Below are 25,393 nucleotides of genomic sequence, written 5' to 3' on the forward strand. Positions count from 1 at the left end.
GAGTCCCTTAGAAGGCTCTTCTTGAATTTATTTTATCTTTTCTAATGAACACCATGATTCCAGGAATGATCATAAGTATTGCTGGTATTAAGAAGAACCAATCAATACATATAAGTCCTCCAATCCCTGAGACAAAAAGTAGAACACTGCTCAACTTTGGTTTGAATAAGACAACAATTGAAGCGGTAAACCCAATACATGAAAAGATCAAAGACCCCCATGCTCCAACAAGAAGGTCGCTTGTCATATCAAAGTATCTGATCAAATGAAAAAATAAATCTAAATAGGCGATACCTAGAGCTAGAATAGATGCTACAACACCCAATAGGCTCCCTACTATACTTAAAACAAACTCAATGGTTCTCTTCACAATAAACGCTCCTTATGTAATCAGGCCACTTCATACCGTTCTTTTTTATATCGATAATGAAGGCTTGTCAATAACTGAAAACCTAGCACAGATCGGTGTTAAAATCCCTTCAACGATAACAGATCGATTACAAACAATTGAGAACGAAAAAGAACAGAGTAAGAATAACGCAAACAAAGATGCTGGCTGAGCCGGTGGCTTTTTTTATTACACAGACAGAAGGAGAGAGGATATATGGCCATTAAAGTTGTAAAGAATCTAGTCTCCAAATCAAAGTATGGATTGAAATGTCCTAACCCAATGAAAGCTGAGTATATCACTATTCATAACACTGCGAATGATGCTTCAGCAGCCAATGAGATTTCTTACATGAAGAGTAACTCTAGCTCAACGAGTTTTCACTTTGCAGTAGACGATAAACAAGTCATTCAAGGAATTCCAACAAATCGTAACGCTTGGCATACAGGAGATGGAACAAACGGTACAGGGAATCGTAAGTCGATTGGTGTCGAAATTTGTTATAGCAAGTCTGGAGGTGCACGATATAAGGAAGCAGAAAAGCTCGCTATTAAGTTTGTGGCGCAGCTACTTAAAGAACGAGGATGGGGTGTTGATCGAGTTCGCAAACATCAAGACTGGAATGGCAAATACTGTCCTCACCGTATTTTGTCAGAGGGTAGATGGGATGAAGTAAAAGCCGCTATTGCTGATGAATTAAGAAAAATCGGAGGCAAAAGCTCAGCGTCTTCAGGCGGTTCTTCAGGATCCGGAACAACATATACAGTGAAAAAAGGAGATACGCTTTCCGGAATTGCAAAGGCTGAGGGAGTAAGTGTGGCAAACCTTCAGAAATGGAATAACATTAAAGATCCAAATAAAATCACAGTTGGCCAAAAGTTGAAACTAAAAGAATCCGATTCATCCAGCAGCACTAAAACAAGCGGCAAAAAGACATCATACCCGCTTCCTTCCGGAGTTATTAAAGTGACAAGTCCGATGACGAAAGGAACGAATGTCAGACAAGTTCAAAAAGCTCTGGCTGCTCTTTATTTCTATCCAGATAAGGGGGCGAAGAATAACGGCATTGATGGCGTGTATGGTCCGAAAACAGCAAACGCAGTCAAACGGTTCCAGTCAGTGTACGGGCTTACTCAAGACGGTATTTATGGACCTGATACGAAAGCTAAATTAGAAGCATTATTGAAATAAAGGAAGGCCCTCTGTTAAAGGGCCTTTTAATGAACATTAAAGAATGTGTATTTTTTATTTGCGTGCCCATTCATTCCACAAAGGTTCTAAGCTGTTTTTTAGGTCTATGAATACCCATGGGTAGAGTGAGAAAAATATAATAATAATAAAAATATAAGAAGCAAGTTCATTAACCAATATTTTTCTTCTATTGAAAGACTGGTGTTGAATATAAATTGGTAATGCATTCTTGCCTGTTGTATAGAATACAAAAAGAGTAAGAACCATCATCCCTACGCTTCTAAAAATGAAAAAATAAAAAGTAGTAGTATTCCATATACTGAATGTGTATTTAAATAAGTCTAATAACCAAACTTTAAAAGAGGTACCTCCTTCAAAATTTACTTTTATATGATTAGCAACTATCTGTAATTCCTGTGGTACCGAAAAAAACAGCAGACTTAGAAGAATGCAACATAAAATTATTTGCTGAATAAAATTGATGTAGAATTTACTTTTGTCATATAAGTTTGGTGTAAGCTTTATGGCAATAGAAAAACGAATATACTTAATAAATCGGATTATAAAGACAACCAACAGAATTGCAACAAACCAGTAATAGTAGCTAATATAAAATGCACCAAAGATGATGATAGCTATATAAAAAAGAACAATCATAAAATGGTTATCTGAGTCGGGCTCCCTTTTTGCGTTAGCGACTTTATCTATTTGGTTTTGGGTAGGCATGAAAATGTTTATATTGATTTTCTTTTTTCCAACATGTACTGAGTTGTTATTGCCTCTTTGAATTATTTTAGTAGGGGTTTCTTTGGTAGCGGCAAACCCTATAATTATTGTTATAATGGTTAATAATGATGCAATAATACTTAAAGCTGTATTTGTAAGCTCAATCAATAGTTAATCTCCTCCTCGTTTCAAAAAATGAATTTATCACATACAACATTTTACCATATAAGGCTTTGAAGAAATCTTTACGGTATGATTAATCAATGCATAAGCTTTTTATATTCTTTTATGTAATGTTCATTTTCAGTTGTCATTTCTAAAGCACCAATCTATATCTGAAACGAAAATCCTTCCTCAAAAAAATAAAATGGTCATTCCCTCCTCCTAAACAAATACCAAAATGACAAATTAACTAACAAAAATAAAATAAGCTTAGTATTTATTAACTAAATAATGGGTTAGGGGTTTTTTTATATTTTTAAGTTTGTTAGGGTTTTACCAAGGAGGAGGAAATATTATGAAATTAAAAATCTTTAGTTCTGTAATGTCTGTTGCACTTGTTTCTAGTCTTACATTCCCGTCCTTCGCATCCGCGAAAACTGTAGAGCCCAATATTTCAAATGGGTGTAGTCAACCATTAACTGAGGAACAGGTGAAAGAAAAATATGGGACACCCGCACATATTAGTGACAAAAACGTTGACTTAGATTTAGCGTTGGAAATAGCTAATTCAGATTTAGAGGAAAAAGCAATCGTTAATGATCAAGGTTTAGCGGAAAACTATTATAAAAATGCAAAAGAAGCAAATGTAAGTGAAAAAGCATACAATGAATTTAACGCTGTATTGGAAAATCTAAATGCTGGAATTGAATCTGGACAATATACTTTAGGTGAAAATCTATCGGATATTAATTTTCCGGAAAAGAATGGTGACGTATCACAACAGGGAGTTTGGTTTATTTCACACTCTAAAGCATCAAAAGCGCAAAAGTTAATTGCAGGAGGTGCTGGAGTAGCTCTACTTGCCTCTGAATTGGGTCTTCCAGTATTAGTGGCTTCTGGGTTAGCGATGTTGGCTGCTGGTACAGGTCTTTGTGACTGGAATGACAAAGGCTTCTATATCATAAACGTTGGAAGCATGTGGACTTGTACTCCTATGATTTAAAAAAGAATAAAGATTCAGGGTGATCAAAATGCATAAAATTATTAATTACATCCTAGTGGGGTTATTAGTACTCTACATCATTGTATCTTTTACATTAAATATAAATAATGATACTCCTTATATAACAGTTGCTCTGGTTCTTATCATTGTATCTTTTGTAATAGAAAGAAAAAAAGTACACAAAAATTAGAAAAAACAACCCTCTTCTTATATTGAAGAGGGTCTTTATTTGTAACAAATTAACTGTAATACACAAATTATTTATTAAAGTATGTATGAATTATTGTACACAGCGGATATGTTTAATTTCATTTAAATCCATTTTACATGTTTTGTTCTTTGACTTCTCATCTGACGGCTTTATGGACCTCAAAGTGATAGCGAAACCTGAAGCATCTTTGAATTAAAAAGGCCCTCTCATAAAATGGGGGCCTTTCAGTGTTTCTTTTAAATAGCTTCTTTTAGTTGTTCTATTACACTTTTCAACCATTCTATTGGTGTTAATCCAATTGTCGGGAAATATATTTCTGCATTACACTTTATAATGTCTTCCTTTTCTTCTTTAGTTAGATTGCTATTTAGAAACTCTTCGCAATACTTTACTGTAAATAGCAAACCTTCTTTACTAATTTCCTCAATAAATTCGTCTAATGCGTGTTCAGGCGATTGGATATCTTGATGAAATGTTCCGCCTAAAAAATTTTCTAATTCGTCTAAGAAATCATAACTTTCATCCATGGTACTTCCTCTCTTTTTTATATGGTTGGTTGGAATAAGCCCCCATTAAGAGGGACTTGTATAGTACTCTTCTTTATTAAATAAAACATCGATTTTGAATGAATGTTATTTAAGCAACAGATTCTCTCTTTATATCAAAGATATCAATCTGCTTTGATTCCAAAAGATCTTGTAAATGGTCTGGACTGTATTGTTCAGCTATTTGCAATTCTCCTTCTGATATAGGTATAGCCATTAGCCAAGTAACACTTTTGTTGCTAAATTCAAGTAGTTCTAAATCTTCCTCCCAGAGAAATTGGGGAACGAACATAACATGTTTCATATCGGTTTCCTGATCATACATACTAATCACATCTTTAAAAATAACACCTGGTGCACAAGAGAAATTTGAGTTGATTATATTAAAGGCGCAAGTTGATAAAACATTAGCATATATGTCTGAAACTGACTCCATTGCAGCTACGATTTCTATCCGTAACGGGGTGCCATTCACCTCATAATTAATAGAATGGTCCGACAAGCCTAGAGTTGAGTACGACGTGATACCTTCTTGAGGCTGGTCACTAACTGATAAAATATCAATGCTGCTTATCTCATTATCATCCCAATATTTCGTTACTATCGGTTTACCTCCAAAAGCTCCTAAAACTGTTCTAGCAATTACTTTATTTTCTTGTGTAACGCCCATTAGACAATCTCTCCTAATCACCAAATTATAACCCTTTAGGACATAGGTAATTCAGGTTGAAAAAGCTCTGGATTTTTGTTGTTAGTATAGGATTCGTTAACTTGAAAACCTGACCTGGAGTTAAGCTTTTTGTTAATTCTGCGAACTCCAAAAGGAACCAACATTTTGCGCGACTGAGGATCTGTTCTTGCCTTTCTTTGAAGACTTTATTCCCGAACATATCATGTCCAGTTATAGCCCTTACCATTTGCTGAAGCGGAGCCTTCTTGAAATAGAACAAAGCCCCTTAGAAATTTCATGGGGCTTCAAAATAACATAACAATGTACAACATAGAAATATTCAGCTTTTCCTTATAGCTTAATATTATATTTCTCTTTAATGGTTTCCATATATTTTTCTACTTCTAATTTATTGTCTGGGTGTCGTTCTACATATTGACCAACAATTTCATTTAAATATTTATAGAAATTTTCGTAATCTAATATGACTTCTTCATCTTCCTCGACTGCTGGGTAATCGAAATAAAAAGCTATACCCTCATCTCCAAAGTAATCTTCTTCCCACTCTTCGTAGTCATCAGCAAATACACACCAGACATTCTCTATACCATAACCTTCTCCGTTGGAGAAATTCTCTAAAATTCGTATAAATCGTTCATCACCAATAACCTTAAAGAAATAATTAATTAATTCTTTATTTTTATTATCCATTTCATTTTTCCACCGAATTAAAGCCTCTCATAACGAGAAGGGCTTTCCACCTTTTAATACTCTCTTCTCAAAAAGAAGGGGAAAGGCTTTATCCGTTTATCCCTCGTATAGTTTATTAATCAACTCTGTAAATGAATCACAAACATAGCTAATGGAACTTTCCTTATCTTCATAAGCTATCTCATGATCCCAAAAAACAATTACGGGTTCTTGAGCAGACATTCTGTAATCAAAACAAAAGAGGTTTCCCCCTGCATCTGTAGCAAAAGGTATGATCTTATCAACTAACCGGTCTTTAACATTATCAATGGTACTAAGGAGATCAATTGGCCGAGTAGGATCTCCTATACTCAGTAAATTGTTGATTGATTCTCGAGAATCTTGGAATAAAACAACCTTTTTATCTATAGGGGAACATCCATTATGGTCTTTAATGAATTCTTTGTAATCTGTCGGGAACTTGATTTTTAATTTCTCTTCTACCTCTTTGATCTGACTGTTTGTCGCCTCTTGAAAGGTGCTTCGTTTTCTCCATTTAATACTTTGCATTGTTTAACCTCCTATTTCTCATCTTTCCCCCAAATTTTATATCCGCCAGTGTGACCTGTTTTAGCGTGAATTACTCGGTCCACCAGCTCCATTTTTCCAGGAGTTTGATGGTGGTGCCATGTGTATTTCTCTGGTGTTATTCCATCTTGAAGATCAAGTAAATCATCTTCGTTCAAATCAAGCTTTTTAATCAATGATGGGTCTTCTTCAATCTGCTTATATAATTGTTTATTTAATTTGTCAAAATGCTGGTCTCTACTTTTTTTAAAATCGGCTTTATCAAGTGTGAGTGTATGCTTTGATTCGAATATTGGAAATCCATCTTTATCATAGGGAACTTTTGTTACTGGGTGGACATCATTTTTCAAGTGACCCATTCTTAAGTTAATAGTCGTTGTTTTACCCGCACTGTTTTCGTACGTGTATGGTGCAGCTTTAATAAATTGATCATGTTTGGATTGTATTGCTTTTTTTAATATAGACGTATTCTTTACATTATGAGTATTCTCAATATCTTGTGCAATTCCTACAAGTGCAGGTTCATATCTGTTTTTAAAAAAGGGATTAATAAGGTTGTTTCCTTTTGTAATTCCTTTATTCACATGAGAAGCGGCTGTTCCACCTTCAACCACTTTACCCACTTTTGAGAGCTTAGTAGTGGTTTGCACTGCAGCACCTGCACCTTTTGGACCAACGATATTACCGACCGCATAACTGATATAATGTGCTCTTGTATATGCATCGCCATTTATCATTTTATCATTCCATGAATCGACGATGTTTGTCCAAATTATTTTAGGGTAGGAGGGGACACTTAAGACTGTTGTAATTGTTTTTGCAAGTTTTAGTTCCATAGGGAGCTGTGAAAATTCCCATGCGCCTACAACCAAGTCCTTGATGCCATATATCGTATCATCAATCGCATCGTTAAGCCCATCATTAACCCCATCGATGATATCCAATGCCGTTTTACCTGCATTGATTACACTTTCACCGACGGACTTCAGCTGTTTTGCTTGTTCTAGCTGCACCACATACTGTAACTGTGCAGGTTCAAGGTTCTCATACCCGATCTTCTTCGCAATTTCTAAATACTCATCCGGATCTGAGACACCATTCGCAAGCTTTTTCTTTAAATCTTTTATCTCGCGTTCCTTCGCTTCCTCTTTCTTAATCTTCAAATAAGCTTCCGTTCGCTTTTCAATATCGCCTTTTTTCTTATGTATGTCGCTTTCACGGTATGCCTTGGCGTTGTAGTGGATGGGCGTAGCGTTTTTGCCTTTGCCCGTTGCTTCTTGGAGCTTTTGGAAGTCTGACTTGATGAATTGTTCATTTGGCTCTGACATAGCATATTCTGTCAGTAAATCTTCGTCAAGGTCACCTAGTTTTTCAATTGTTTTTTTGCGTTTATCATTGGCATCTGCAAGCTCATCCTTGAAGGTTTCTGTTGAAAACAAGTCGAGCGGGAGGATGTCGTCGATATCGTTTAGAATATCTTTCATGGCTTTTTTCTGTTCAGACATGATGGACTTTGATTTTTTATGGGCGTTAGCCAGTTCATGTTCTAAAAAAGATTCTTCAATATAAGCATCAGAGAGACCTTTGTCCTCGACAGCCCCGGCAATGCTATTAAAAAACGCGATCTTCATGTCAATGTAGTCGATCCATTGATCAGTTACACCAACATGATCGTGATAGAATGCTTTAATGTTATTAGCGCCTTTACCTGAGAATTCGCTGTCGTCAAGTTCAGCAACGCTTTGTAAAGCTTTTCTCAAGTTGACCATTTGCGTCCTTAGTTCTTTATATTCTTTGGCGCGGTCTGTAGCTTCAGACATAAGTGTTTTAGCTTCAAAGACTTTCATAATCATACCCTTTCATTTAATCATATACCATGGGAGAAAGAAGAAACGAACCTAAAATTAACTTGATTGATCGTATCAAAGATAGCGAATAAAAAGTTTGCGGTTTTTTTGCGGTCCGAACACTTTTTGGAAATGTTAGAATATTACATAAAAAGACATAAAAGGAGGGGTCCTGTGAATCCGGTTTTATCATCATCAGAAGTTGGCGTAAAGATCAATGAATGGTATAAAATGATACGTCAATTTAGTGTCCCGGATGCAGAGATTTTAAAGGCTGAGGTGGAACAAGAGATCAATCAGATGGAGGAAGATGAGTATTTACTTATTTACTTCTCTCTAATGAAATTCCGTCATCAGCTTATGTTAGATTATTTGGAACCAGTTACAACAAGAATCAGGCCAACTATTGATGAACTGCTTGAAAAAATAGAAGCATCCAATAAGGGGATAACTGGTCTGTTGTCTTACTACTCTCTGTTTTTTCGTGGAATGTATGAGTTTGATAAGAGGGAATATGTCAAAGCAATTGGTTTTTATCGAGAAGCAGAAAAACACCTTACTCATGTTAATGATGATATTGAGAAGGCGGAATTTCATTTTAAGTTGGCTGAAGCTTACTATATTATGAAGCAAAATCATATCTCGATGCACCATGTTAAACAAGCGATGGACATTTATAATCAATATGAACTTTATAAAGTGCGAAAAATACAATGTCATTTCGTGATATCTGGAAATTACGTTGATTTTAAACATTTCGAGAAAAGCTTGCCGCACCTTGAAAAAGCCTTAGAGTTGTCCAAACAATTAGAGCGCAATGAAAGGCTGCTTAGCTCGGCTTACTACAATCTCGGAAAGAATTACGCAGATTTAGGAATAAATGATAAAGCAGATCATTTCTTAAATGAGGCTGCCAAGGTATCAGAAAGTGCTAAGTTGAGCAATTTACCACATTCACTGTTTACATACGCTAAATTTCTTTTTAAGCAAGGGAAAACAAGTGAAGCAATAAAAATGAGTAAAAAGGGTTTATCCGCTGCAATATCCCAAGGTGATAAACTTTTTGTGTCCTTGCAAAAGTATTTGGAAGCACTTTATATTAATGCAGTAGATCAAGCGGGAATCAAAAAAACGATTGATTACTTAGAAAGAAATAAGAATTATGCGTATGTGGAAGATATCGCAATTGATACGGCTGAAGTTTTTGCAAAATCAAAGGAATTTGAAACATCATATGTTTATCATCAAAAAATGCTTGAAACGCAAAAACAAATTCAGAGGGGAGAATGCCTGTATGAATTTTAAAAAGGGCGTAATCATTATTCTTACTGCAGTAACTTTAAGTTTAGGTCTCGTTACTACTTTTACTGTTGAGCAAGGTATTGCGTATCATCAACTTTCTGACCGAAATCAAACATGAAAACTGATTAAACCCTCTTAATTGAGGGTTTTTTATTAAGGTAGTAGGGCACCGTAAATTATATTTTCGGTGAGACCGCAATAACTTTTTGGTTCTGATGGAAAATCTCTCAATGGTGAATTAAGCAGTATTAAAAGATTAGTTTATTAAAATTCACTTTGTTGATGCAGACAGTGCTTCAACTGGTGGTTTCAAAATTGCAGGAGGTCAAGTTAGAGACTAAAGGAAGAGAGGAATCTTCCTTTTTTTATTTGGACGGATTGAAAATAGTGCGCATTTTCGGCCAAAATGAATATAAAATAGCGTCAATGAATGGAAGTTGTCAGTAAGTAATAGTTGTAACAGAAACAACTATATCCTAAAGGAACTGTACAATCTCTTGTCTCTGTTTATACATCCAAGTATGAGTAAGAAATGCAGACTTATTAAAATCACAATTTGCCCTGAGAATTTTTAGCGGATTTTTTTAATTGACGTACCCAAATAAAGTGTCGAATCAGATAGAAGGTAGTTATCAGGGCAATCATTAATAAAGTCCATAAGGATGAGAAAGATAGGATAATCAAAAAACAGATAATAAGTATTATTGATAAACTCTTTGAAAACTTTCCAGGCAATAATTTATATGCAGACAAAACACCACAAATCGCATTACTAATAAAGAAAGCGTTAGCGATTCCAACTATTTGTTCAACATTAATGAGATGTAAAAATAAAAGAATAAAAACAATGGCATGAACTATTGTTAATAAACCAATAGATCCAATCGGTATATTGGTTTTGGAGCGGTAAGAAATCAAGGTTATTTTTTTAGTCTCCGAAGCTATTAGACGTGATACTCCACCAGTAACTAATAGATATGTGCTCATACATAATATTGTTGTGATAAAAGCCATTGTCGGGGAAGCAAACGTTCCGAGCATTGGAATCAAAATAATCGTTAATTTTAAGTGAGTATGTGTGTGGTGTAAGTCAATCCATTGATAAGCAGCAGCTACAACAATACAAACCGTTGTAATGACAGCTGAGCTTATTACTATTGCTTGGGGAATCGTTCTATTTCTGTTTTTGACATCTAAACTATAATTACCTATAATTTCCCAACCTACTAGAGCCCAAAAAAGCAAAAGAATACTGTAACCAAAGTCATCAAGATGAAATGGAGTTTTAATAAAAGCCTTATCTTTCATATGGAGAATTGAACTAATCCCTCCACTTAACAATACTACTGTGGCGGCTGTGGAAAATATAAATGACACTTTTCCCACAGAAGAGATATTCGATAATAGAATGAATAAACAAATCATCATAAGAATGATTCCAAATATCTCTAAGGGCCAATCATTATTTATGAATAAAGCCTTGAGGTATTGACTGGCTGTCATGAGAACAGCAACTGGTCCCATACTTCCAGCAATAATAAAAAATATAGAAGTTAATTGTTTTATATGCTGTCCAAATGCAAGCTCAACTGTATGTGCAACACCAGATTCATTTGGGAATTCAACACTTAACTTTCCAAACAATGAAGCAAATAGAAAACTAATGATCATCATAATAAACCATGCGAAAACAGCATAATCCCCAGACTTTCCAAAAATGATTGGTGGTAGCAAAATGATCCCAGATCCCAAAATAGGTCCGACAATTAATCCGCTTAAAAGTACGGGACCAAGTTTTCTTTCTTTCACTTTTCATTCCATCCCTTCTTAAACGTGTTTTACGTTCATATTTCAATTGTAATTTGTTTCCTTTCATCAGTAAAATAGATATATATGATCTTTTCCATCGGAATTAGTAATGTTTAAAGGGGGAGAAATGATGGAAATACGGCATTTAAAAACATTTATAACAATAGTGGAAAAGGGAGGATTTACAAAAGCAGCTGAATATTTGGGTTATGCCCAATCAACCATAACTTCACATATTAAAGATATAGAGCAAGAAATAGGAAAACCGTTATTTAATCGTTTTGGGAAGAAAATGCTGTTAACTGAAGTGGGAGAACGTTTGTTTCCTTACGCTAACGAAATGATCAGGATTTCTGAAAAAGTAAAACAAATACAATTAAGCGATGAACCTATGGGGAATCTCGTTATTGGTGCCCCGGAATCTTTAACGGTTTACCGTTTACCACAAATTATTCACGAATTCAAAAAGCTTTTTCCTAAAGTGAAAGTAACTTTAAAATCATCGACGTGCTGGGAATTAAAAGATGATCTCCGAAATGGGAAGGTGGATTTAGCGTTTCTGTTGGAGTATGAACAAGAGGAATCTGATTTATATATAGAAAAACTGATAACTGAGCCAATGATATTGATATTCCCTGAACAGCATCAGTTAAAAAATATTTCATTTGATGATTTTTATTTTTCATCTGATGAAGTGATTTTATATACAGAACATGGGTGCAGCTACCGTACTTATTTTGAAGAGTATATGAAACACCAAGGACTGGTTTCGGAGAATACCTTTGAATTCTGGAGTGTTGAGGCTATAAAGCAGTGCGTTTTGTGCGGTTTAGGAATTTCACTATTACCGTTGATCACTGTACAAAAAGAGTTAAAAGAAAACAAATTAAGTGGATTAATTATGGATGAAACACGTATTATAACGCAGATGGCATATCATAAAAAAAGATGGCTTTCCACAGCGATGGTTGAATTTATGAATATAGTAAAAAAACATGCGGAATTATGGGGAAAAACCAGACTTTATAGTCAATGATCTTTAAAATCTTACTTCATTCTTACGCCAGAACAAATAATTGTAAGCACCTATAATCTAAATCAACAAACGTTGATATATAAAGGTTTTGTAACAGAAAGTGCGGTTCTGCTTTATTGAGGGTCTAGTGGGGTTGAAATCGATGATCCACCATCGGTTTTTTATTTGTTTTCATACTCATTGAAAATGATTTCATTAGGACAAACCACCTTTACATTGCATTACCCAAGGGGTGATGTATTTTAATGAAGGTGATAATCATCGAGGGACCGCAAGCTGACAAATGCATGAACGATTGCTATCATTATTTAATAAAACTTTATAGGAAGGAGATCTAGGGTGATAGCAATATACCGAGGAACAAGCGATCAAGGGATCGAGCATCGACAGCCAGATCGAGGCCTGTATAAAGAAAGCAGGGACTAAAGATTGTTTGAAGTATGCCGATGAAGGATTATCTGGAGAGCTTTTAGAACGTCCGGCTTTGAATGCCTGAGGGAGGATGCAAGCAAGGGACTTATAAGTCAAGTTATTTGTTACGATCCTGCCTGTCTTTCTCGGAGAGCTTATCAGCGATGAAAAAAATGATTTTTATAACTCTTTCAAATAGAGAAAGCCGGAATATGAGATCCGGCTTCTTCTGCATTATTTCCCCTTCGCCTTCTTCCGCTTTTCCTTCTCTGCCCGATAAAACTCATGAAACATCTTCATCAGCGCCCGTTTTTCAATCCGCGATACATAGCTGCGTGAGATACCGAGTTCTTTGGCAATCTCTCGCTGCGTTTTTTCCTTCTTCAAATCAAGTCCAAACCGCCCGACAATCACTTCCTTCTCACGGTCATCTAAAATGTCAATGTATTGTTTCACTTTTTCAAGCTCCATATTGAGCTGGATCGTATCTATCACGTCTTCGTTTTCTGATTTCAAAACGTCAATCAGGCTTATTTCATTCCCTTCCTTATCCTGCCCGATCGGATCGTGAAGGGAGACGTCTTTTTTTGTTTTTTTCAATGCGCGCAAATGCATGAGGATTTCATTTTCAATACACCTCGCAGCATACGTCGCCAGCTTTGTCCCTTTTCCAGCGGAATAGCTTTCAATTCCTTTAATAAGCCCGATCGTTCCGATGGAGATTAAGTCCTCTGCATCCTCACCTGTATTTTCGAACTTTTTCACAATATGGGCGACCAAGCGAAGATTATGCTCAATCAGCATGTTTCTGGCATGTTCATCCCCTTTAGCCATGAGCTCTAAGTATTTTTTTTCCTCGCTGCTTGAGAGCGGTTGTGGAAAGGCATTGTTTTTCACGTAAGATACTAAAAAGACAAGCTCTTTAACAACAAAGCCGAGCGCTGCGAAAACACCTGTCACCATCGTCACCTCCACAAAAGTATGTAGGCAAAAGCCTATATGTAAATGTATGTGACCGGGAGGCTGTCTGTGTCTGTACCGGGAAATTTCTCGCGGGGGAGTCCGGCTTTTGTAAGCAGCATACTAACTTCAAATGTTAAAAATAATCTTTATCAAGCGCCCATACATTGAAGTGAACAAAGATATGGGGGGATGGGAATGAAAAAATGGATGGCAGGCCTGTTTCTTGCTGCAGCAGTTCTTCTTTGTTTAATGGTTCCGCAACAGATCCAAGGCGCATCTTCGTATGACAAAGTGTTATATTTTCCGCTGTCTCGTTATCCGGAAACCGGCAGTCATATTAGAGATGCGATTGCAGAGGGACATCCAGATATTTGTACCATTGATAGAGATGGAGCAGACAAAAGGCGGGAGGAATCTTTAAAGGGAATCCCGACGAAGCCGGGCTATGACCGGGATGAGTGGCCGATGGCTGTCTGCGAGGAAGGCGGCGCAGGGGCTGATGTCCGATATGTGACGCCTTCTGATAATCGCGGCGCCGGCTCGTGGGTAGGGAATCAAATGAGCAGCTATCCTGACGGCACCAGAGTGCTGTTTATTGTGCAGTAATAAAGAAGAGGCTCTTTCTTGAGCCTCTGTTGTTACAATCCTTCGCCGTACTGAATTTTCGGGGGATAGGTTTCTGCTTTTCGCCAATATTGGCGTGTGCCGTCGTCCCGTACAACGATGCCCAGCTGTGCCAGTTCGAGACGGAATTCTTCAATATCGTCTTTTTCTTCGTCCTGCAGCGCTTTGTGACGAGCTTTTAATAAGGCATGGGCGCCTTGCGATAGGTCTGGTGCATCAGGAATCCATCGGCGAAATTGATCTTTAAACGGATCACCATCTGTTGCCCATTCGTAATGATGCTGTCTAAAGGCCTTCTCAACGTTTACTGTTTTTTCATCAATTTCTTCCCGTACCAATTCATATCCGGCTGTTCCCAGGAGGACAAGCCGTTTGTGATCCATAAATACAAGAGCGATGTCATCGGAATGAATTGTTTGCACTTTTTTTCCTTTGATGAATTCCACTGTGTGATCTGTAATTTTGACAGACAGCAGCATTGCAATAACAGAATGAGCGAACCAAATCCCCGCACACATACCGAGAAGAGCAGTGATAAATGCAGCTGTAGATCCCTGAAAAGAGGTAATGAGCCGAAGCGGTCCTTCAAGAGGGATCCACGGGAGGGATAATGCCCATTTCGCAATCTGCGGGATAAAATACCCGATTGCAAAACCGATGATTGCAAGTGCAGCGTATAAAAAGAATACAGCGGTTTTCGTAACTCCAATAAGAGTATGAGATTGATTCTGCAACATGTCACCTTCTTTTTACTGAAAAAATCGAAATCCTTCCCATATTTTAACTTAAACTGATGGTAAATCAAGGATAAAGTGATAATTATGGATACAAAGAGATTCAGTAATAGAACTGGCAGGCACAGTCTGTCATGAAAAATAAAATTTACATGCGTAGACGATGTAAGCCCCATTTGTTTTCTGCGTATCACAATACAATCCAAAGGGAACATAAAGAGTAAAGGCTTTTTAGACAATCAGGAGGAACAGTTATGAAAATCGGATTAATCGGCTTAGGGAAAATGGGCATAAACATAGGAAAGCAATTCATTGACCGCAATCATCAAGCGGTTGGATATGATGTAAATCAAGCGGCTGTTGATGAACTGAAAGCATACGGGGCTGATGGGACAACGAATCTTAAAGAGTTAATTTCTTTATTAGACCCGCCGCGTATCCTATGGGTTATGGTACCGCATGGCATTGTCGATGCTGTTTTGCGTGATGTATCACCTTTATTAAGTAAAGGCGATATGATTATCGAAGCTGGAAACTCTCATTATAAAGAATCAATTCGCCGCTACAATCAAATGAAAGAAGCGGGTATCCATTATCTCGATGCCGGAACGTCGGGCGGAATGGAAGGCGCACGGCATGGAGCCTGTTTTATGGTGGGGGGCGATCATGAAGCATGGGAGATTGTGGAACCGCTTTTTCGTGATACTGCCGTCGAAAATGGTTATCTATACGCTGGTGGAGCGGGAAGCGGACATTTTTTAAAAATGATCCATAATGGAATTGAGTATGGAATGATGGCCGCGATTGGTGAAGGATTTGAAGTGCTTGAAAACAGCCAATTTGATTTTGACTACGAGAAGGTTGCCAGAGTGTGGAATCATGGTTCTGTCATTCGCTCTTGGCTTATGGGACTGACTGAGCGAGCTTTCTCTAAGGATGCGAAACTGGATCAGATCAAGGGCATTATGCATTCCTCAGGTGAAGGAAAATGGACGGTGGAAACCGCGCTTGATCTGCAGACGGCAACGCCGGTCATTGCCATGTCACTGATGATGAGATACCGTTCTTTAACGGACGATACGTTTACAGGAAAGGTTGTCGCTGCGCTTCGAAATGAATTTGGAGGCCATGCGACAGAAAAAAAGTAAGGGGGCCAACAAGCCTCCTTATTTTTTTGGCACCTTTAGAAGGTGAGGGAACTTTTTATAAATGACCAGCATGATGATCAGAATATATGTACCGTAAATGCTGATAGACAATAATTTATTGCTGGTGAAATTGGCACCTGCAATAGTGACAACAACAATATTGGGGATTTTCCCTATTAAAGACGCAAAGAAAAAAACATGCCAGCGAACCTGGCTCAGCCCGCAGATCACGTTCATTACAAGTGAAGGTATGACAGGTATCAGCCTTCCTAATAAAACAGCGGTAAAAGCGTTTTTGTTGAAGGAAGCCTCGTAGCTTTGTATGGCAGGATAGGCCTGAACTTTTTTTCTGGCCCAATCTCTAAAACTGTACCTGGCGAGAAAAAACAGCAATATTGTACCAAGCATTGAGCCGGTCAGTGTAATCCAAATTCCATTTGCAGTCCCGAACACTGCGCCATTTAAAGCAGCAATCAAAGCAAACGGCACTATTGGGAAAAAAACATCGGCAGCAATCAGCAGCATACTAAATAAAACGGAAAACATCCCTCCTGCTTTGATTGCATCAAGCCAAGCTTCTTTCTGAAAAAAACCGACTGCAATGATAGCAATAATCACAAGTATACCTATTACTTTTTTTAACATGTCTATGGTCACTCCCAACTTAGGTGATGTCAGGAGCCAAAACCTCCGTCATCTAAATTAGTATAACTGGTGCCATTTCAGCGGTTCAACTGAAAACCAGGTTGAGAACACAATTCTTTTTTACCTCATAAAAAAGGCTGTCCATCTCTCTGTTTTCTGCATTCTTAATAATAGGGAGGGATAGAAATGGTAACCATAAAAAAGGATTTTATACCGGTATCAAATGATAATCGTCCTGGCTATGCGATGACGCCTGCTTATATTACGGTGCATAATACAGCGAATACAGCAAAAGGCGCTGATGCGAAAATGCACGCCAATTTTGTAAAAAACCCGAGCACATCCGAAAGCTGGCATTTTACAGTTGACGATTCAGTCATTTATCAGCATCTCCCGATAGATGAAAACGGCTGGCATGCGGGAGACGGTACAAACGGGACAGGAAACCGCAAATCGATCGGGATTGAAATCTGCGAAAATGCTGATGGCGATTTTGAAAAAGCAACATCAAATGCCCAGTGGCTGATCAGAAAGCTGATGAAGGAAAACAATATTCCGTTAAATCGTGTTGTTCCCCACAAAAAATGGTCTGGGAAAGAATGTCCGCGGAAACTCTTGAACCACTGGAACTCTTTTATAAACGGAATTTCTTCCTCGGATACACCTCCAAAAGAACCTTTACCATCATATCCTCTGCCGTCTGGGGTTATAAAGCTCACTTCGCCTTATCGAAAGGGCACAAACATTCTCCAGCTGCAAAAGGCTTTAGCTGCACTTCACTTTTACCCTGATAAGGGAGCCAAAAACAATGGCATAGATGGAGTTTACGGACCGAAAACAGCGAATGCCGTCAAGCGTTTTCAGCTCATGAACGGATTAACTGCAGACGGGATTTATGGGCCAAAAACAAAGGCCAAGCTTAAATCGAAGTTAAAGTAAATGCAGGATTTAACGGATAACCTGTTTCCAGTGCGGATTCAGGTTATTTTCTTTTCTTTGGTTTGTGTGTTTTTCAGATTGGAAAGAAGGGAATTTTAAAAAATCATCAGCTGCGCCGCAATGAAAGCAGAATGATATTCACTGAGGGGGATACGTTAACTATAGGAAAAAACAGTGATAGCGAAAAACTCTTCATTGAACGAAGAGAAACAGAGGTATAACATTAAGGTGAGGCTTTTGGGGGTGTAAAGATGAAACATTTTATCATCCTTTTCCTTCTGCTGTTCGTTACAGCAGGATGCGAGGGAAGGGGATACGAAGACGTTGTAGCATTTGGTGACAGCAATACGCGTGGCTCTAATTGGGATTATCGCGATTATCCAAAAGCACAGCAGTGGGTCAATATATTAAAAACAGCTGAGCGCGGTAACCTTGATATACTCAATGCGGGAATCGGCGGACAGACGACAGAGGATGCCCGTCTCCGATTTCAGACAGATGTGCTGGATCAAAAACCGAAGTATTTGTTTATTATGTTCGGCACCAATGACGCTGCCATACTGACTGAGGGGAAACCGAGAGTGTCGAAGCAGCGTTTTAGAGAAAATCTGGTTTATTTTATTGAAGAAAGCAGAAAACACGGGATTAAGCCTATCTTAATGACGTGTATCCCAATTATAGAAGGTAATGGGAAGCATCATCTGTTTTACTATTCCAGATATCAAGCAGCTGCTTTTGAACCAAAAGGCGGAGCAAGGAAATGGCACAACTCATATAACGATATTACAAGAGATGTGTCGAAGCGCCTGGATGTCCCTCTTGTAGATAACTGGAAGCATTTTATAGAAGCAGACGGCGGAAAAGCAACTGATGAAGCGCTTATCCAATCTGGTTTAATAGATCCTTCTGGAAATCATATGACACCCAAAGGGGCAAGGATCGTATATGAAGGAATACAAGATGGGCAGATTCTGCAGCGTTGAGCCGGACAACCGCCTAGTCCGATTTATTTCTCCTACATAGGCTGTTATAAAACCTTATTAAGGAGGCGCTTCACATGTATGGCGCAGGCAGAGCATATGGATACGCTTTTATTGTTGTTTTAGTTGTTGTTCTCCTGGTTGTGGGCGGCATATACTGGTTAGCATAATAACCGGCCCTTTAAAACACCTCTTTTTAGGGGTGTTTTTTGCTGAAAATAGTAGTAAAGCGCGCAGCCAAAGTGATATAATATCAGTCATCTGAGTAAAAAAAGGAAATACGCCCGGAAAAAATAGACAAATTCCTATTAAGAAGATACGGAAATAATATGTCCGAGCGATCTTCTTTTTATTTCGTTTTCAATTAACTCGATAAAGTCACGGTTTAAATTCATTTCGGTGGCTTTGAAATAAGATTCTATTAGTAATTCATCAGACAGTTTTCTCATGCTAGGAACCCAATTAATGGGAGAGGCACCTCCTTAAAAGTTGGAATCATTCATGATTTTAACGCATACAATGATAAGTTGCGTTCATCTGAGGTTGAAGTTATCTTTAATCTACCATGAAATGCATATAAGAACAATCGTTCTGTTATCCACACCAAAAAGTGGATAACTTGTGAGTATCGTGTTTATAATTTGTCTAAAGAGTGATGTAATAAGAGTGGATAGTGTGTGTAAATTTATCCACACCTGGTGAAGAAACCCAATTTTTGTCGAAATTTTTTTGCTCAGTTTTTCTTTAGGCGCAAGTTCGATTTTTTTCGACAATCATTTTGAAAGAAAGAAAAAGGGAAGGGTGCGGGTTTTGTTAAAAAAGTTTTTTTTACCTGACGAGTTTGTAAAAAATATTTTTCATATTACACCTGAGAAATTAAAGGAACGAAATGTAAAAGGAATTATTACTGACCTGGATAATACGCTTGTTGAATGGGACAGGCCGAACGCGACGCCGCGATTGATCGAGTGGTTTGAAGAAATGAAGGAACACGGCATTAAAGTGACAATTGTCTCTAATAATAACGAAAGAAGAGTGAAACTTTTCTCAGAACCGCTTGGAATCCCATTCATCTATAAAGCCAGAAAACCGATGGGTAAAGCCTTTAATAGAGCGGTGCGCAATATGGAGCTGAAAAAAGAGGACTGCGTTGTCATCGGAGACCAGCTGCTGACCGATGTACTCGGGGGAAATCGAAACGGCTACCATACGATTTTGGTCGTGCCAGTCGCTTCCTCTGACGGATTCATTACGCGCTTTAACCGCCAGGTCGAACGCAGAATACTGAGTGCTCTCAAACGAAAAGGGCACATTCAGTGGGAGGAGTAAGAAATGGAAAAGGTTGTTTGTATCGGGTGCGGAGTTACGATCCAAACCGAGGACAAAACAGGTTTGGGGTACGCGCCGCCTGCATCGCTTACGAAAGAAAATGTGATTTGCCAGCGGTGCTTCAGACTGAAAAACTATAATGAAATACAAGATGTCTCCTTAACTGATGATGATTTTTTGAACATTCTTCACGGTATTGGAGAAACGGACTCTCTTGTCGTAAAAATTGTTGATATTTTTGATTTTAACGGCAGCTGGATTAATGGGCTGCAGCGCTTGGTGGGGGGAAACCCTATCTTATTAGTTGGCAATAAAGCGGATATTTTGCCTAAGTCACTGAAAAGAGAGCGTCTGATCCAATGGATGAAGCGTGAAGCGAAAGAGCTTGGCTTAAAACCGGTTGACGTATTTTTGGTCAGTGCGGGACGCGGCCAGGGAATCAGAGAAGTAATTGACGCGATTGAGCATTACCGCAACGGAAAAGACGTCTATGTTGTCGGATGTACAAATGTAGGAAAGTCAACCTTTATTAACCGGATTATTAAAGAAGTGTCAGGTGAAGAAGATATTATTACAACATCCCAATTTCCTGGCACAACCCTTGATGCGATTGAAATCCCGCTGGATGACGGTTCATCGCTTTATGATACACCTGGAATTATCAACAACCATCAAATGGCGCATTATGTCAATAAAAAGGATCTGAAAATATTATCTCCTAAAAAGGAGCTGAAGCCTCGCACATTCCAGCTTAATGATCAGCAAACACTGTATTTTGGCGGACTTGCAAGGTTTGATTATGTGTCTGGGGAAAGATCTCCTTTTATTTGCTATATGCCGAATGAGCTGATGATTCATAGAACAAAACTTGAAAATGCAGACGCGCTTTATGAAAAGCATGCAGGGGAATTGCTCACACCTCCGGGTAAAGATGAAATGGATGAGTTTCCGGAATTGGTCGCCCATACGTTTACGATAAAAGACAAAAAGACAGATATCGTTTTCTCTGGGTTAGGCTGGGTTACTGTCCATGACGCCGATAAAAAGGTAACTGCATACGCGCCAAAAGGCGTTCATGTATTTGTTCGACGTTCATTAATTTAAGAAAAGGGGAGAGGAGCATGAAAAAGCTGTACGGGGTTATCGGAAATCCGATTGGCCATTCTATGTCACCTGATATTCATAACGCATCATTGAAAGACCTCGGGCTTGACGGACATTATCATGCCTTCAAGGTAGAAGAGAATGATCTGGAGGATGCGGTAAAAGGAATAAGAGCTCTAGGCGTACAAGGAATCAATGTGACTGTTCCGCACAAGGTTTCCATTATGGATTATCTGGATCATATTGATGAGAGTGCAAAAGTGCTCGGTGCCGTAAACACGGTCAGAAGAGAGGGAGATAAGCTTGTCGGATACAATACTGATGGGGAAGGCTTCGTGAAGTCATTAATGAAGGTATTAGACAAGCCCATCTCTGAACTGTCATTCTTAATGATCGGCGCTGGCGGAGCGGCGAGAGCCATTTTTACAACAATTGTCCGAAATACCCCGAAAAAATTTGACATTTGCAACCGGACGTTAGAAAAAGCAAAGCGGCTTACAGAAGCTACTCCCTCGTTTCACAATAAAGAAGTATTAAGCATAAAAGAAGCAGAAGAACGTCTTGAGCAGTATGATGTTATCATCCATACAACGTCTGTGGGCATGTATCCGAACGTGGACGATGTGCCGCTTTCATTACAGCGTGCCGCGAGCAGTGCCGTCGTATGTGATATCGTGTATAATCCAATACAGACGGCCCTTTTAAAAGAAGCAAGCCAAAAAGGCTTGAAAACACTCGATGGTGTGGGCATGTTTGTTGAACAGGCAGCATTGTCTTTCCAATTGTGGACTGGACAAGAGCCTGATATTGAAAAAATGAGATCCATTGTAATAGGAAAATTAGGAGGAAGAGAATGTTAACAGGTAAACAAAAACGTTTTTTGCGTTCAAAAGCGCATCATTTAACGCCGATTTTTCAAGTAGGTAAAGGCGGAGTAAACGACAACATGATTAAACAAATTGCTGAGGCGCTTGAAGCGAGAGAGCTCATTAAAGTCAGCGTGCTTCAGAATTGCGAAGAGGATAAAAACGATGTAGCGGAAGCTCTTGTAAAAGGAAGCCGCTCTCAATTGGTGCAGACAATCGGCAATACGATTGTGTTATATAAGGAATCAAAGGAAAATAAACAAATCGAGCTTCCTTAAAGGTGGTTGAAATGAAGAAAATCGGAATTTTCGGAGGCACGTTTGACCCTCCGCATAATGGTCACCTCTTAATGGCGAATGAGGTGCTGTACCAGGCGGGGCTTGATGAAATTTGGTTTATGCCTAATCAAATTCCGCCGCATAAACAGAACGAAGACTATACCGACAGCTTTCATCGCGTGGAAATGCTAAAGCTTGCAATTCAATCTAATCCGTCCTTTAAGCTGGAGCTTGTTGAAATGGAAAGAGAAGGACCGTCATATACCTTTGATACCGTTTCTTTACTGAAGCAGCGTTATCCAAATGATCAGCTGTTCTTTATTATCGGCGCTGATATGATTGAATATTTGCCGAAATGGTATAAGCTGGACGAGCTGCTGAACCTCATTCAATTTATTGGAGTAAAGCGCCCCGGTTTTCATGTTGAAACCCCTTATCCGCTTCTCTTTGCAGACGTTCCGGAATTTGAGGTATCATCAACTATGATAAGGGAACGGTTTAAAAGCAAGAAGCCCACTGACTACTTAATCCCTGATAAAGTGAAGAAGTATGTAGAGGAGAATGGTTTATATGAATCGTGAGGAGGCACTTGCATGCGTGAAGCAGCAATTGACCGAACACCGATATATCCATACGGTTGGCGTGATGAACACGGCGATCGAACTTGCGGAGCGTTTTGGAGCCGATTCTAAAAAAGCGGAAACAGCGGCAATCTTTCATGATTACGCCAAATTCCGCCCGAAAGAAGAAATGAAACAAATTATTGCACGTGAAAAAATGCCTGCGCATTTATTGGATCATAATCCGGAGCTCTGGCACGCTCCGGTCGGCGCTTATTTGGTCCAAAGAGAGGCAGGGGTTCAAGATGAAGACATTCTTGACGCCATTAGGTATCATACCTCAGGGCGCCCCGGTATGACACTTTTAGAAAAAGTCATTTACGTTGCCGATTACATTGAGCCAAACCGGGCATTTCCCGGTGTCGATGAGGTGCGTAAGCTTGCTGAGACAGATTTGAATCAAGCGCTGATTCAGTCCATTAAAAATACAATGGTTTTTCTTATGAAAAAAAATCAACCGGTTTTTCCAGACACATTTTTAACATATAACTGGCTTGTGTCTGGCAGCTGAACAGGAGGAATTTGTGAATGAACCAAAAGTCCATTTTAAAGATCGCAGCTGCGGCTTGCGATGATAAACGGGCAGAGGATATTTTAGCACTGGATATGGAAGGTATTTCTCTGGTTGCTGATTATTTTCTGATCTGCCACGGAAATTCAGATAAACAGGTACAGGCGATTGCCCGTGAAATCAAGGATCAAGCTGATGAAAACGGCATTCAAGTCAAAAAGATGGAAGGCTTTGATGAAGCAAGATGGGTTCTCGTTGATCTAGGCGATGTAATTGTCCATGTCTTCCACAAGGATGAAAGAAGCTACTACAACCTTGAAAAGCTGTGGGGAGACGCTCCGCTCGCAGATCTTGACTTTGGAATGAATCAATGATTTATCAAGGCTTTGCAAGCGTGTATGACGAGTTAATGTCACACGCGCCTTACGATCAATGGACAAAATGGATTGAAGCATCTCTCCCGGAAAAAGGCCGTATTCTCGATCTGGCATGCGGCACGGGGGAAATCTCCATCCGGCTTGCCGAAAAAGGCTTCGAGGTTACAGGCATCGATCTCAGCGAAGAGATGCTTTCTTTCGCCCAGCAAAAGGTATCGAGTAGCCAGCCTATTTTATTTCTTCAGCAGGATATGAGAGAGATTACCGGCTTTGACGATCAGTTTGACGCTGTTGTGATATGCTGTGACTCATTAAATTATTTAAAAACAAAAAATGATGTGATCGAAACCTTTAAAAGTGTATTTCGGGTATTAAAGCCTGAAGGCATTTTGCTGTTTGATGTTCATTCATCTTTTAAAATTGCGGAAGTCTTTCCGGATAGCACATTTGCTGACCAGGACGAAGATATCAGCTATATTTGGCAGAGCTTTGCCGGAAGTGACGAGCTTTCTGTCATTCATGATATGTCGTTTTTTGTGTGGAACGGAGAAGCGTATGATCGTTTTGATGAGACACACGAGCAAAGAACGTTCCCGGTGGAAGAATACGAAGAAATGCTTAAGAACTGCGGCTTTCAGCTCCATCGCGTGACAGCTGATTTTACGGATACCGAGCCATCAGCACAATCAGAACGCCTCTTTTTCAAGGCGCAGAAATCAAAAACCATCGTTTCTTAAAACGATGGTTTTTTAAAATGCTTTTTTATGCTTTTGCAGTACAGACGAAAGTATGACATACTCGTCTACACATGAAACTGCTTTTTCACTGCAGAAATATCCTCCTCGTACTTCATATGAGTATTTTGAAATACCCGGTGAAACATATCCTGCACACCGCTTTCCAGCGCTTTAATGCCTTCTCCTGTTACACCGCCTTTAACGCAAACCTTTTCCTGTAATGCAGGCAGGGTATACAATTCGGTTTCTAACAGTTTTCCCATTCCGACAAGCATTTCCTTACACATCAAAATCGCGTCCTGTTTAGATACTGATGTTTCCGTGACAGCTGCATCTATAAACCGCTGAATCAGATAGCTCATAAAAGCGGGGCCGCAGCTTACGATGTCTGATGCAACCCTTGTGATGTCACTTTCAATTTGCAGCGGATGAGAGATATGCTGCATCAGCTCATTGATTTTCGTTTTTGCAGATTCGCCGCAGCTTGTGCCGAACGTGACGAGAGAAACACCTGCCAGCGCTCTGTTCGTAATACTTGGGATCACTCGCGCCACTTGACACGGCACATATTGTTCGAGCTGTTCGGTTTGAACGGGGCTTGTAATTGAAATGAGAATATGATCTTTTCTTAAATAAGGTAGCGCTCTTGCCAGTAAAGGATATATATCCAGCGGCTTAACACAAATAAAAATCATCTCATTTTCAGAAACGAGCTTTTCGAGGCTTTCGGTAACGTTGATGCTGTTGTAGCGGTTTTTTATGTGCAACGCTTTTTCAATTGTGCGGTTTGTGATTGTCATGTTTGAGGGATCGGCCGCTTTTGATTCAATAAATGATTCGATAAGGATCGTACCCATATTTCCTGTGCCGATAAAGCCTATCTTCAATGGTTTCCCCTCCTTTGAGCTATTATCCTCTAAACCATATGTGTTATGAAAATAAAATATGACGAAAGCGGG

30 protein-coding genes and 3 pseudogenes are annotated in these 25,393 nt (G+C 38.9%); 19 read left to right on the forward strand and 14 right to left on the reverse strand.

The window, feature by feature from the left end; translation table 11 throughout:
• Positions 1–7: 7 nt before the first annotated feature.
• Positions 8–370, reverse strand: a complete 363-nt coding sequence (locus tag M1D94_RS08390; RefSeq protein ID WP_185183706.1) for a hypothetical protein — start codon at positions 368–370, stop codon at positions 8–10.
• Here M1D94_RS08390 and M1D94_RS08395 point away from each other — a divergent pair.
• Positions 324–560: pseudogene (locus M1D94_RS08395) on the forward strand (phage holin family protein); the annotation flags it as partial. The gene M1D94_RS08390 and the pseudogene M1D94_RS08395 sit on opposite strands and share 47 nt — an antisense overlap.
• A 44-nt stretch (positions 561–604) precedes the next feature.
• Positions 605–1,579 (forward strand): N-acetylmuramoyl-L-alanine amidase, encoded by a 975-nt coding sequence (locus tag M1D94_RS08400; RefSeq protein WP_185183708.1) that lies wholly within the window; start codon positions 605–607, stop codon positions 1,577–1,579.
• Between the two features lie 54 nt (positions 1,580–1,633).
• Here the strand turns inward: M1D94_RS08400 and M1D94_RS08405 are convergent, their stop codons facing one another.
• Positions 1,634–2,473 carry a hypothetical protein gene (locus M1D94_RS08405; protein ID WP_185183709.1) on the reverse strand — a complete coding sequence of 280 codons (840 nt, stop codon included), beginning with the start codon at positions 2,471–2,473 and terminating at the stop codon, positions 1,634–1,636.
• A gap of 349 nt (positions 2,474–2,822) precedes the next feature.
• Between M1D94_RS08405 and M1D94_RS08410 the strand changes: the two genes are divergently transcribed.
• Positions 2,823–3,470 carry a hypothetical protein gene (locus M1D94_RS08410; RefSeq protein WP_185183710.1) on the forward strand — a complete coding sequence of 216 codons (648 nt, stop codon included), beginning with the start codon at positions 2,823–2,825 and terminating at the stop codon, positions 3,468–3,470.
• Positions 3,471–3,917: 447 nt separating this feature from the next.
• On the opposite strand, the gene M1D94_RS08415 is transcribed toward M1D94_RS08410, so the two are convergent.
• The 5 genes from M1D94_RS08415 to M1D94_RS08435 all read right to left on the reverse strand — a co-directional run bounded on the left by M1D94_RS08415 (position 3,918) and on the right by M1D94_RS08435 (position 8,021).
• Entirely contained in the window at positions 3,918–4,208 is a 291-nt protein-coding gene (locus tag M1D94_RS08415) for a contact-dependent growth inhibition system immunity protein (protein WP_185183711.1), read from the reverse strand.
• A 109-nt stretch (positions 4,209–4,317) separates the two neighbouring features.
• Complete coding sequence (locus M1D94_RS08420; RefSeq protein WP_185183712.1) at positions 4,318–4,896, reverse strand: suppressor of fused domain protein; 579 nt, start codon at positions 4,894–4,896, stop codon at positions 4,318–4,320.
• Positions 4,897–5,247: 351 nt separating this feature from the next.
• A complete protein-coding gene (gene cdiI, locus M1D94_RS08425) occupies positions 5,248–5,607 on the reverse strand; it encodes a ribonuclease toxin immunity protein CdiI (RefSeq protein ID WP_076458157.1) in 360 nt (119 codons plus the stop codon).
• Between the two features lie 96 nt (positions 5,608–5,703).
• Positions 5,704–6,156, reverse strand: coding sequence for an SMI1/KNR4 family protein (locus M1D94_RS08430; RefSeq protein ID WP_185183713.1), 453 nt, complete (start codon positions 6,154–6,156; stop codon positions 5,704–5,706).
• Positions 6,157–6,167: 11 nt separating this feature from the next.
• The gene (locus M1D94_RS08435; RefSeq protein ID WP_413358524.1) at positions 6,168–8,021 is read right to left on the reverse strand and encodes a T7SS effector LXG polymorphic toxin; all 1,854 of its coding nucleotides are present in this window, start codon (positions 8,019–8,021) and stop codon (positions 6,168–6,170) included.
• Between the two features lie 174 nt (positions 8,022–8,195).
• On the opposite strand from M1D94_RS08435, the gene M1D94_RS08440 reads away from it, so the two are divergent.
• Positions 8,196–9,326: a response regulator aspartate phosphatase gene (locus M1D94_RS08440; protein ID WP_042976548.1), complete on the forward strand. Its 1,131-nt coding sequence runs from the start codon at positions 8,196–8,198 to the stop codon at positions 9,324–9,326.
• Positions 9,327–9,872: 546 nt separating this feature from the next.
• Here the strand turns inward: M1D94_RS08440 and M1D94_RS08445 are convergent.
• Positions 9,873–11,132, reverse strand: a complete 1,260-nt coding sequence (locus tag M1D94_RS08445) for an amino acid permease (RefSeq protein ID WP_185183714.1) — start codon at positions 11,130–11,132, stop codon at positions 9,873–9,875.
• A 130-nt stretch (positions 11,133–11,262) separates the two neighbouring features.
• On the opposite strand from M1D94_RS08445, the gene M1D94_RS08450 reads away from it, so the two are divergent.
• From M1D94_RS08450 to M1D94_RS08460, 3 genes and pseudogenes are all read left to right on the forward strand, one after another.
• The gene (locus M1D94_RS08450) at positions 11,263–12,168 is read left to right on the forward strand and encodes a LysR family transcriptional regulator (protein WP_069704085.1); all 906 of its coding nucleotides are present in this window, start codon (positions 11,263–11,265) and stop codon (positions 12,166–12,168) included.
• 245 nt (positions 12,169–12,413) lie between these two features.
• A pseudogene (locus M1D94_RS08455) lies at positions 12,414–12,578 on the forward strand (hypothetical protein).
• Positions 12,536–12,732 (forward strand): annotated as a pseudogene (locus M1D94_RS08460) (recombinase family protein); the annotation flags it as partial. The pseudogenes M1D94_RS08455 and M1D94_RS08460, both read left to right, overlap by 43 nt.
• Here M1D94_RS08460 and M1D94_RS08465 read toward each other — a convergent pair.
• Together M1D94_RS08465 and sigK are read right to left on the reverse strand one after the other, a co-directional pair.
• Positions 12,698–12,814: a hypothetical protein gene (locus M1D94_RS08465; protein WP_185183705.1), complete on the reverse strand. Its 117-nt coding sequence runs from the start codon at positions 12,812–12,814 to the stop codon at positions 12,698–12,700. The pseudogene M1D94_RS08460 and the gene M1D94_RS08465 sit on opposite strands and share 35 nt — an antisense overlap.
• Positions 12,814–13,542, reverse strand: a complete 729-nt coding sequence (gene sigK / locus M1D94_RS08470) for an RNA polymerase sporulation sigma factor SigK (RefSeq protein WP_013308023.1) — start codon at positions 13,540–13,542, stop codon at positions 12,814–12,816. The genes M1D94_RS08465 and sigK overlap by 1 nt, the downstream gene beginning before the upstream one ends.
• Before the next feature lie 195 nt (positions 13,543–13,737).
• Between sigK and nucB the strand changes: the two genes are divergently transcribed.
• Positions 13,738–14,148 carry a sporulation-specific Dnase NucB gene (gene nucB / locus M1D94_RS08475; RefSeq protein ID WP_009967785.1) on the forward strand — a complete coding sequence of 137 codons (411 nt, stop codon included), beginning with the start codon at positions 13,738–13,740 and terminating at the stop codon, positions 14,146–14,148.
• A 32-nt stretch (positions 14,149–14,180) separates the two neighbouring features.
• Here nucB and M1D94_RS08480 read toward each other — a convergent pair whose 3' ends face one another.
• Positions 14,181–14,903, reverse strand: coding sequence for a YqeB family protein (locus tag M1D94_RS08480; protein WP_208555861.1), 723 nt, complete (start codon positions 14,901–14,903; stop codon positions 14,181–14,183).
• A gap of 251 nt (positions 14,904–15,154) precedes the next feature.
• Here M1D94_RS08480 and gnd point away from each other — a divergent pair, with 251 nt between their 5' ends.
• Entirely contained in the window at positions 15,155–16,048 is an 894-nt protein-coding gene (gene gnd / locus M1D94_RS08485; RefSeq protein WP_163190054.1) for a phosphogluconate dehydrogenase (NAD(+)-dependent, decarboxylating), read from the forward strand.
• Between the two features lie 18 nt (positions 16,049–16,066).
• Here the strand turns inward: gnd and M1D94_RS08490 are convergent, their stop codons facing one another.
• On the reverse strand, positions 16,067–16,693 hold the full coding sequence (locus tag M1D94_RS08490) for a TVP38/TMEM64 family protein (protein WP_024572279.1): 627 nt from the start codon (positions 16,691–16,693) through the stop codon (positions 16,067–16,069).
• Positions 16,694–16,879: 186 nt separating this feature from the next.
• Here M1D94_RS08490 and cwlH point away from each other — a divergent pair, with 186 nt between their 5' ends.
• On the forward strand, positions 16,880–17,632 hold the full coding sequence (gene cwlH / locus M1D94_RS08495; protein WP_041351697.1) for an N-acetylmuramoyl-L-alanine amidase CwlH: 753 nt from the start codon (positions 16,880–16,882) through the stop codon (positions 17,630–17,632).
• Between the two features lie 251 nt (positions 17,633–17,883).
• Positions 17,884–18,615, forward strand: a complete 732-nt coding sequence (locus M1D94_RS08500; protein ID WP_003229964.1) for an SGNH/GDSL hydrolase family protein — start codon at positions 17,884–17,886, stop codon at positions 18,613–18,615.
• A gap of 305 nt (positions 18,616–18,920) precedes the next feature.
• On the opposite strand, the gene sda is transcribed toward M1D94_RS08500, so the two are convergent.
• Positions 18,921–19,061 (reverse strand): sporulation histidine kinase inhibitor Sda, encoded by a 141-nt coding sequence (gene sda, locus M1D94_RS08505; protein ID WP_003226124.1) that lies wholly within the window; start codon positions 19,059–19,061, stop codon positions 18,921–18,923.
• 361 nt (positions 19,062–19,422) lie between these two features.
• Between sda and M1D94_RS08510 the strand changes: the two genes are divergently transcribed.
• From M1D94_RS08510 to M1D94_RS08545, 8 genes are read left to right on the forward strand one after another with little or no spacing between them, the layout of a single operon-like run.
• Positions 19,423–19,941, forward strand: a complete 519-nt coding sequence (locus tag M1D94_RS08510; RefSeq protein WP_003226126.1) for a YqeG family HAD IIIA-type phosphatase — start codon at positions 19,423–19,425, stop codon at positions 19,939–19,941.
• Between the two features lie 3 nt (positions 19,942–19,944).
• Positions 19,945–21,045, forward strand: coding sequence for a ribosome biogenesis GTPase YqeH (gene yqeH / locus M1D94_RS08515; RefSeq protein WP_003229966.1), 1,101 nt, complete (start codon positions 19,945–19,947; stop codon positions 21,043–21,045).
• Positions 21,046–21,062: 17 nt separating this feature from the next.
• Complete coding sequence (gene aroE, locus M1D94_RS08520; protein WP_456270505.1) at positions 21,063–21,905, forward strand: shikimate dehydrogenase; 843 nt, start codon at positions 21,063–21,065, stop codon at positions 21,903–21,905.
• Positions 21,899–22,189: a ribosome assembly RNA-binding protein YhbY gene (yhbY, locus tag M1D94_RS08525; RefSeq protein ID WP_003226133.1), complete on the forward strand. Its 291-nt coding sequence runs from the start codon at positions 21,899–21,901 to the stop codon at positions 22,187–22,189. Before aroE ends, yhbY begins: the two co-directional genes overlap by 7 nt.
• A gap of 11 nt (positions 22,190–22,200) precedes the next feature.
• Positions 22,201–22,770, forward strand: a complete 570-nt coding sequence (locus M1D94_RS08530) for a nicotinate-nucleotide adenylyltransferase (protein ID WP_004398676.1) — start codon at positions 22,201–22,203, stop codon at positions 22,768–22,770.
• A complete protein-coding gene (gene yqeK, locus M1D94_RS08535) occupies positions 22,760–23,320 on the forward strand; it encodes a bis(5'-nucleosyl)-tetraphosphatase (symmetrical) YqeK (RefSeq protein WP_014480316.1) in 561 nt (186 codons plus the stop codon). The genes M1D94_RS08530 and yqeK overlap by 11 nt, the downstream gene beginning before the upstream one ends.
• Before the next feature lie 17 nt (positions 23,321–23,337).
• Positions 23,338–23,694, forward strand: a complete 357-nt coding sequence (rsfS, locus tag M1D94_RS08540) for a ribosome silencing factor (protein ID WP_014477391.1) — start codon at positions 23,338–23,340, stop codon at positions 23,692–23,694.
• Positions 23,691–24,434, forward strand: coding sequence for a class I SAM-dependent DNA methyltransferase (locus M1D94_RS08545; protein ID WP_021480065.1), 744 nt, complete (start codon positions 23,691–23,693; stop codon positions 24,432–24,434). Before rsfS ends, M1D94_RS08545 begins: the two co-directional genes overlap by 4 nt.
• A gap of 65 nt (positions 24,435–24,499) precedes the next feature.
• Here the strand turns inward: M1D94_RS08545 and comER are convergent, their stop codons facing one another.
• Positions 24,500–25,321 (reverse strand): late competence protein ComER, encoded by an 822-nt coding sequence (comER, locus tag M1D94_RS08550; protein WP_032726195.1) that lies wholly within the window; start codon positions 25,319–25,321, stop codon positions 24,500–24,502.
• Positions 25,322–25,393: the final 72 nt, after the last annotated feature.

It is taken from the genome of Bacillus sp. JZ109, from assembly GCF_053903135.1.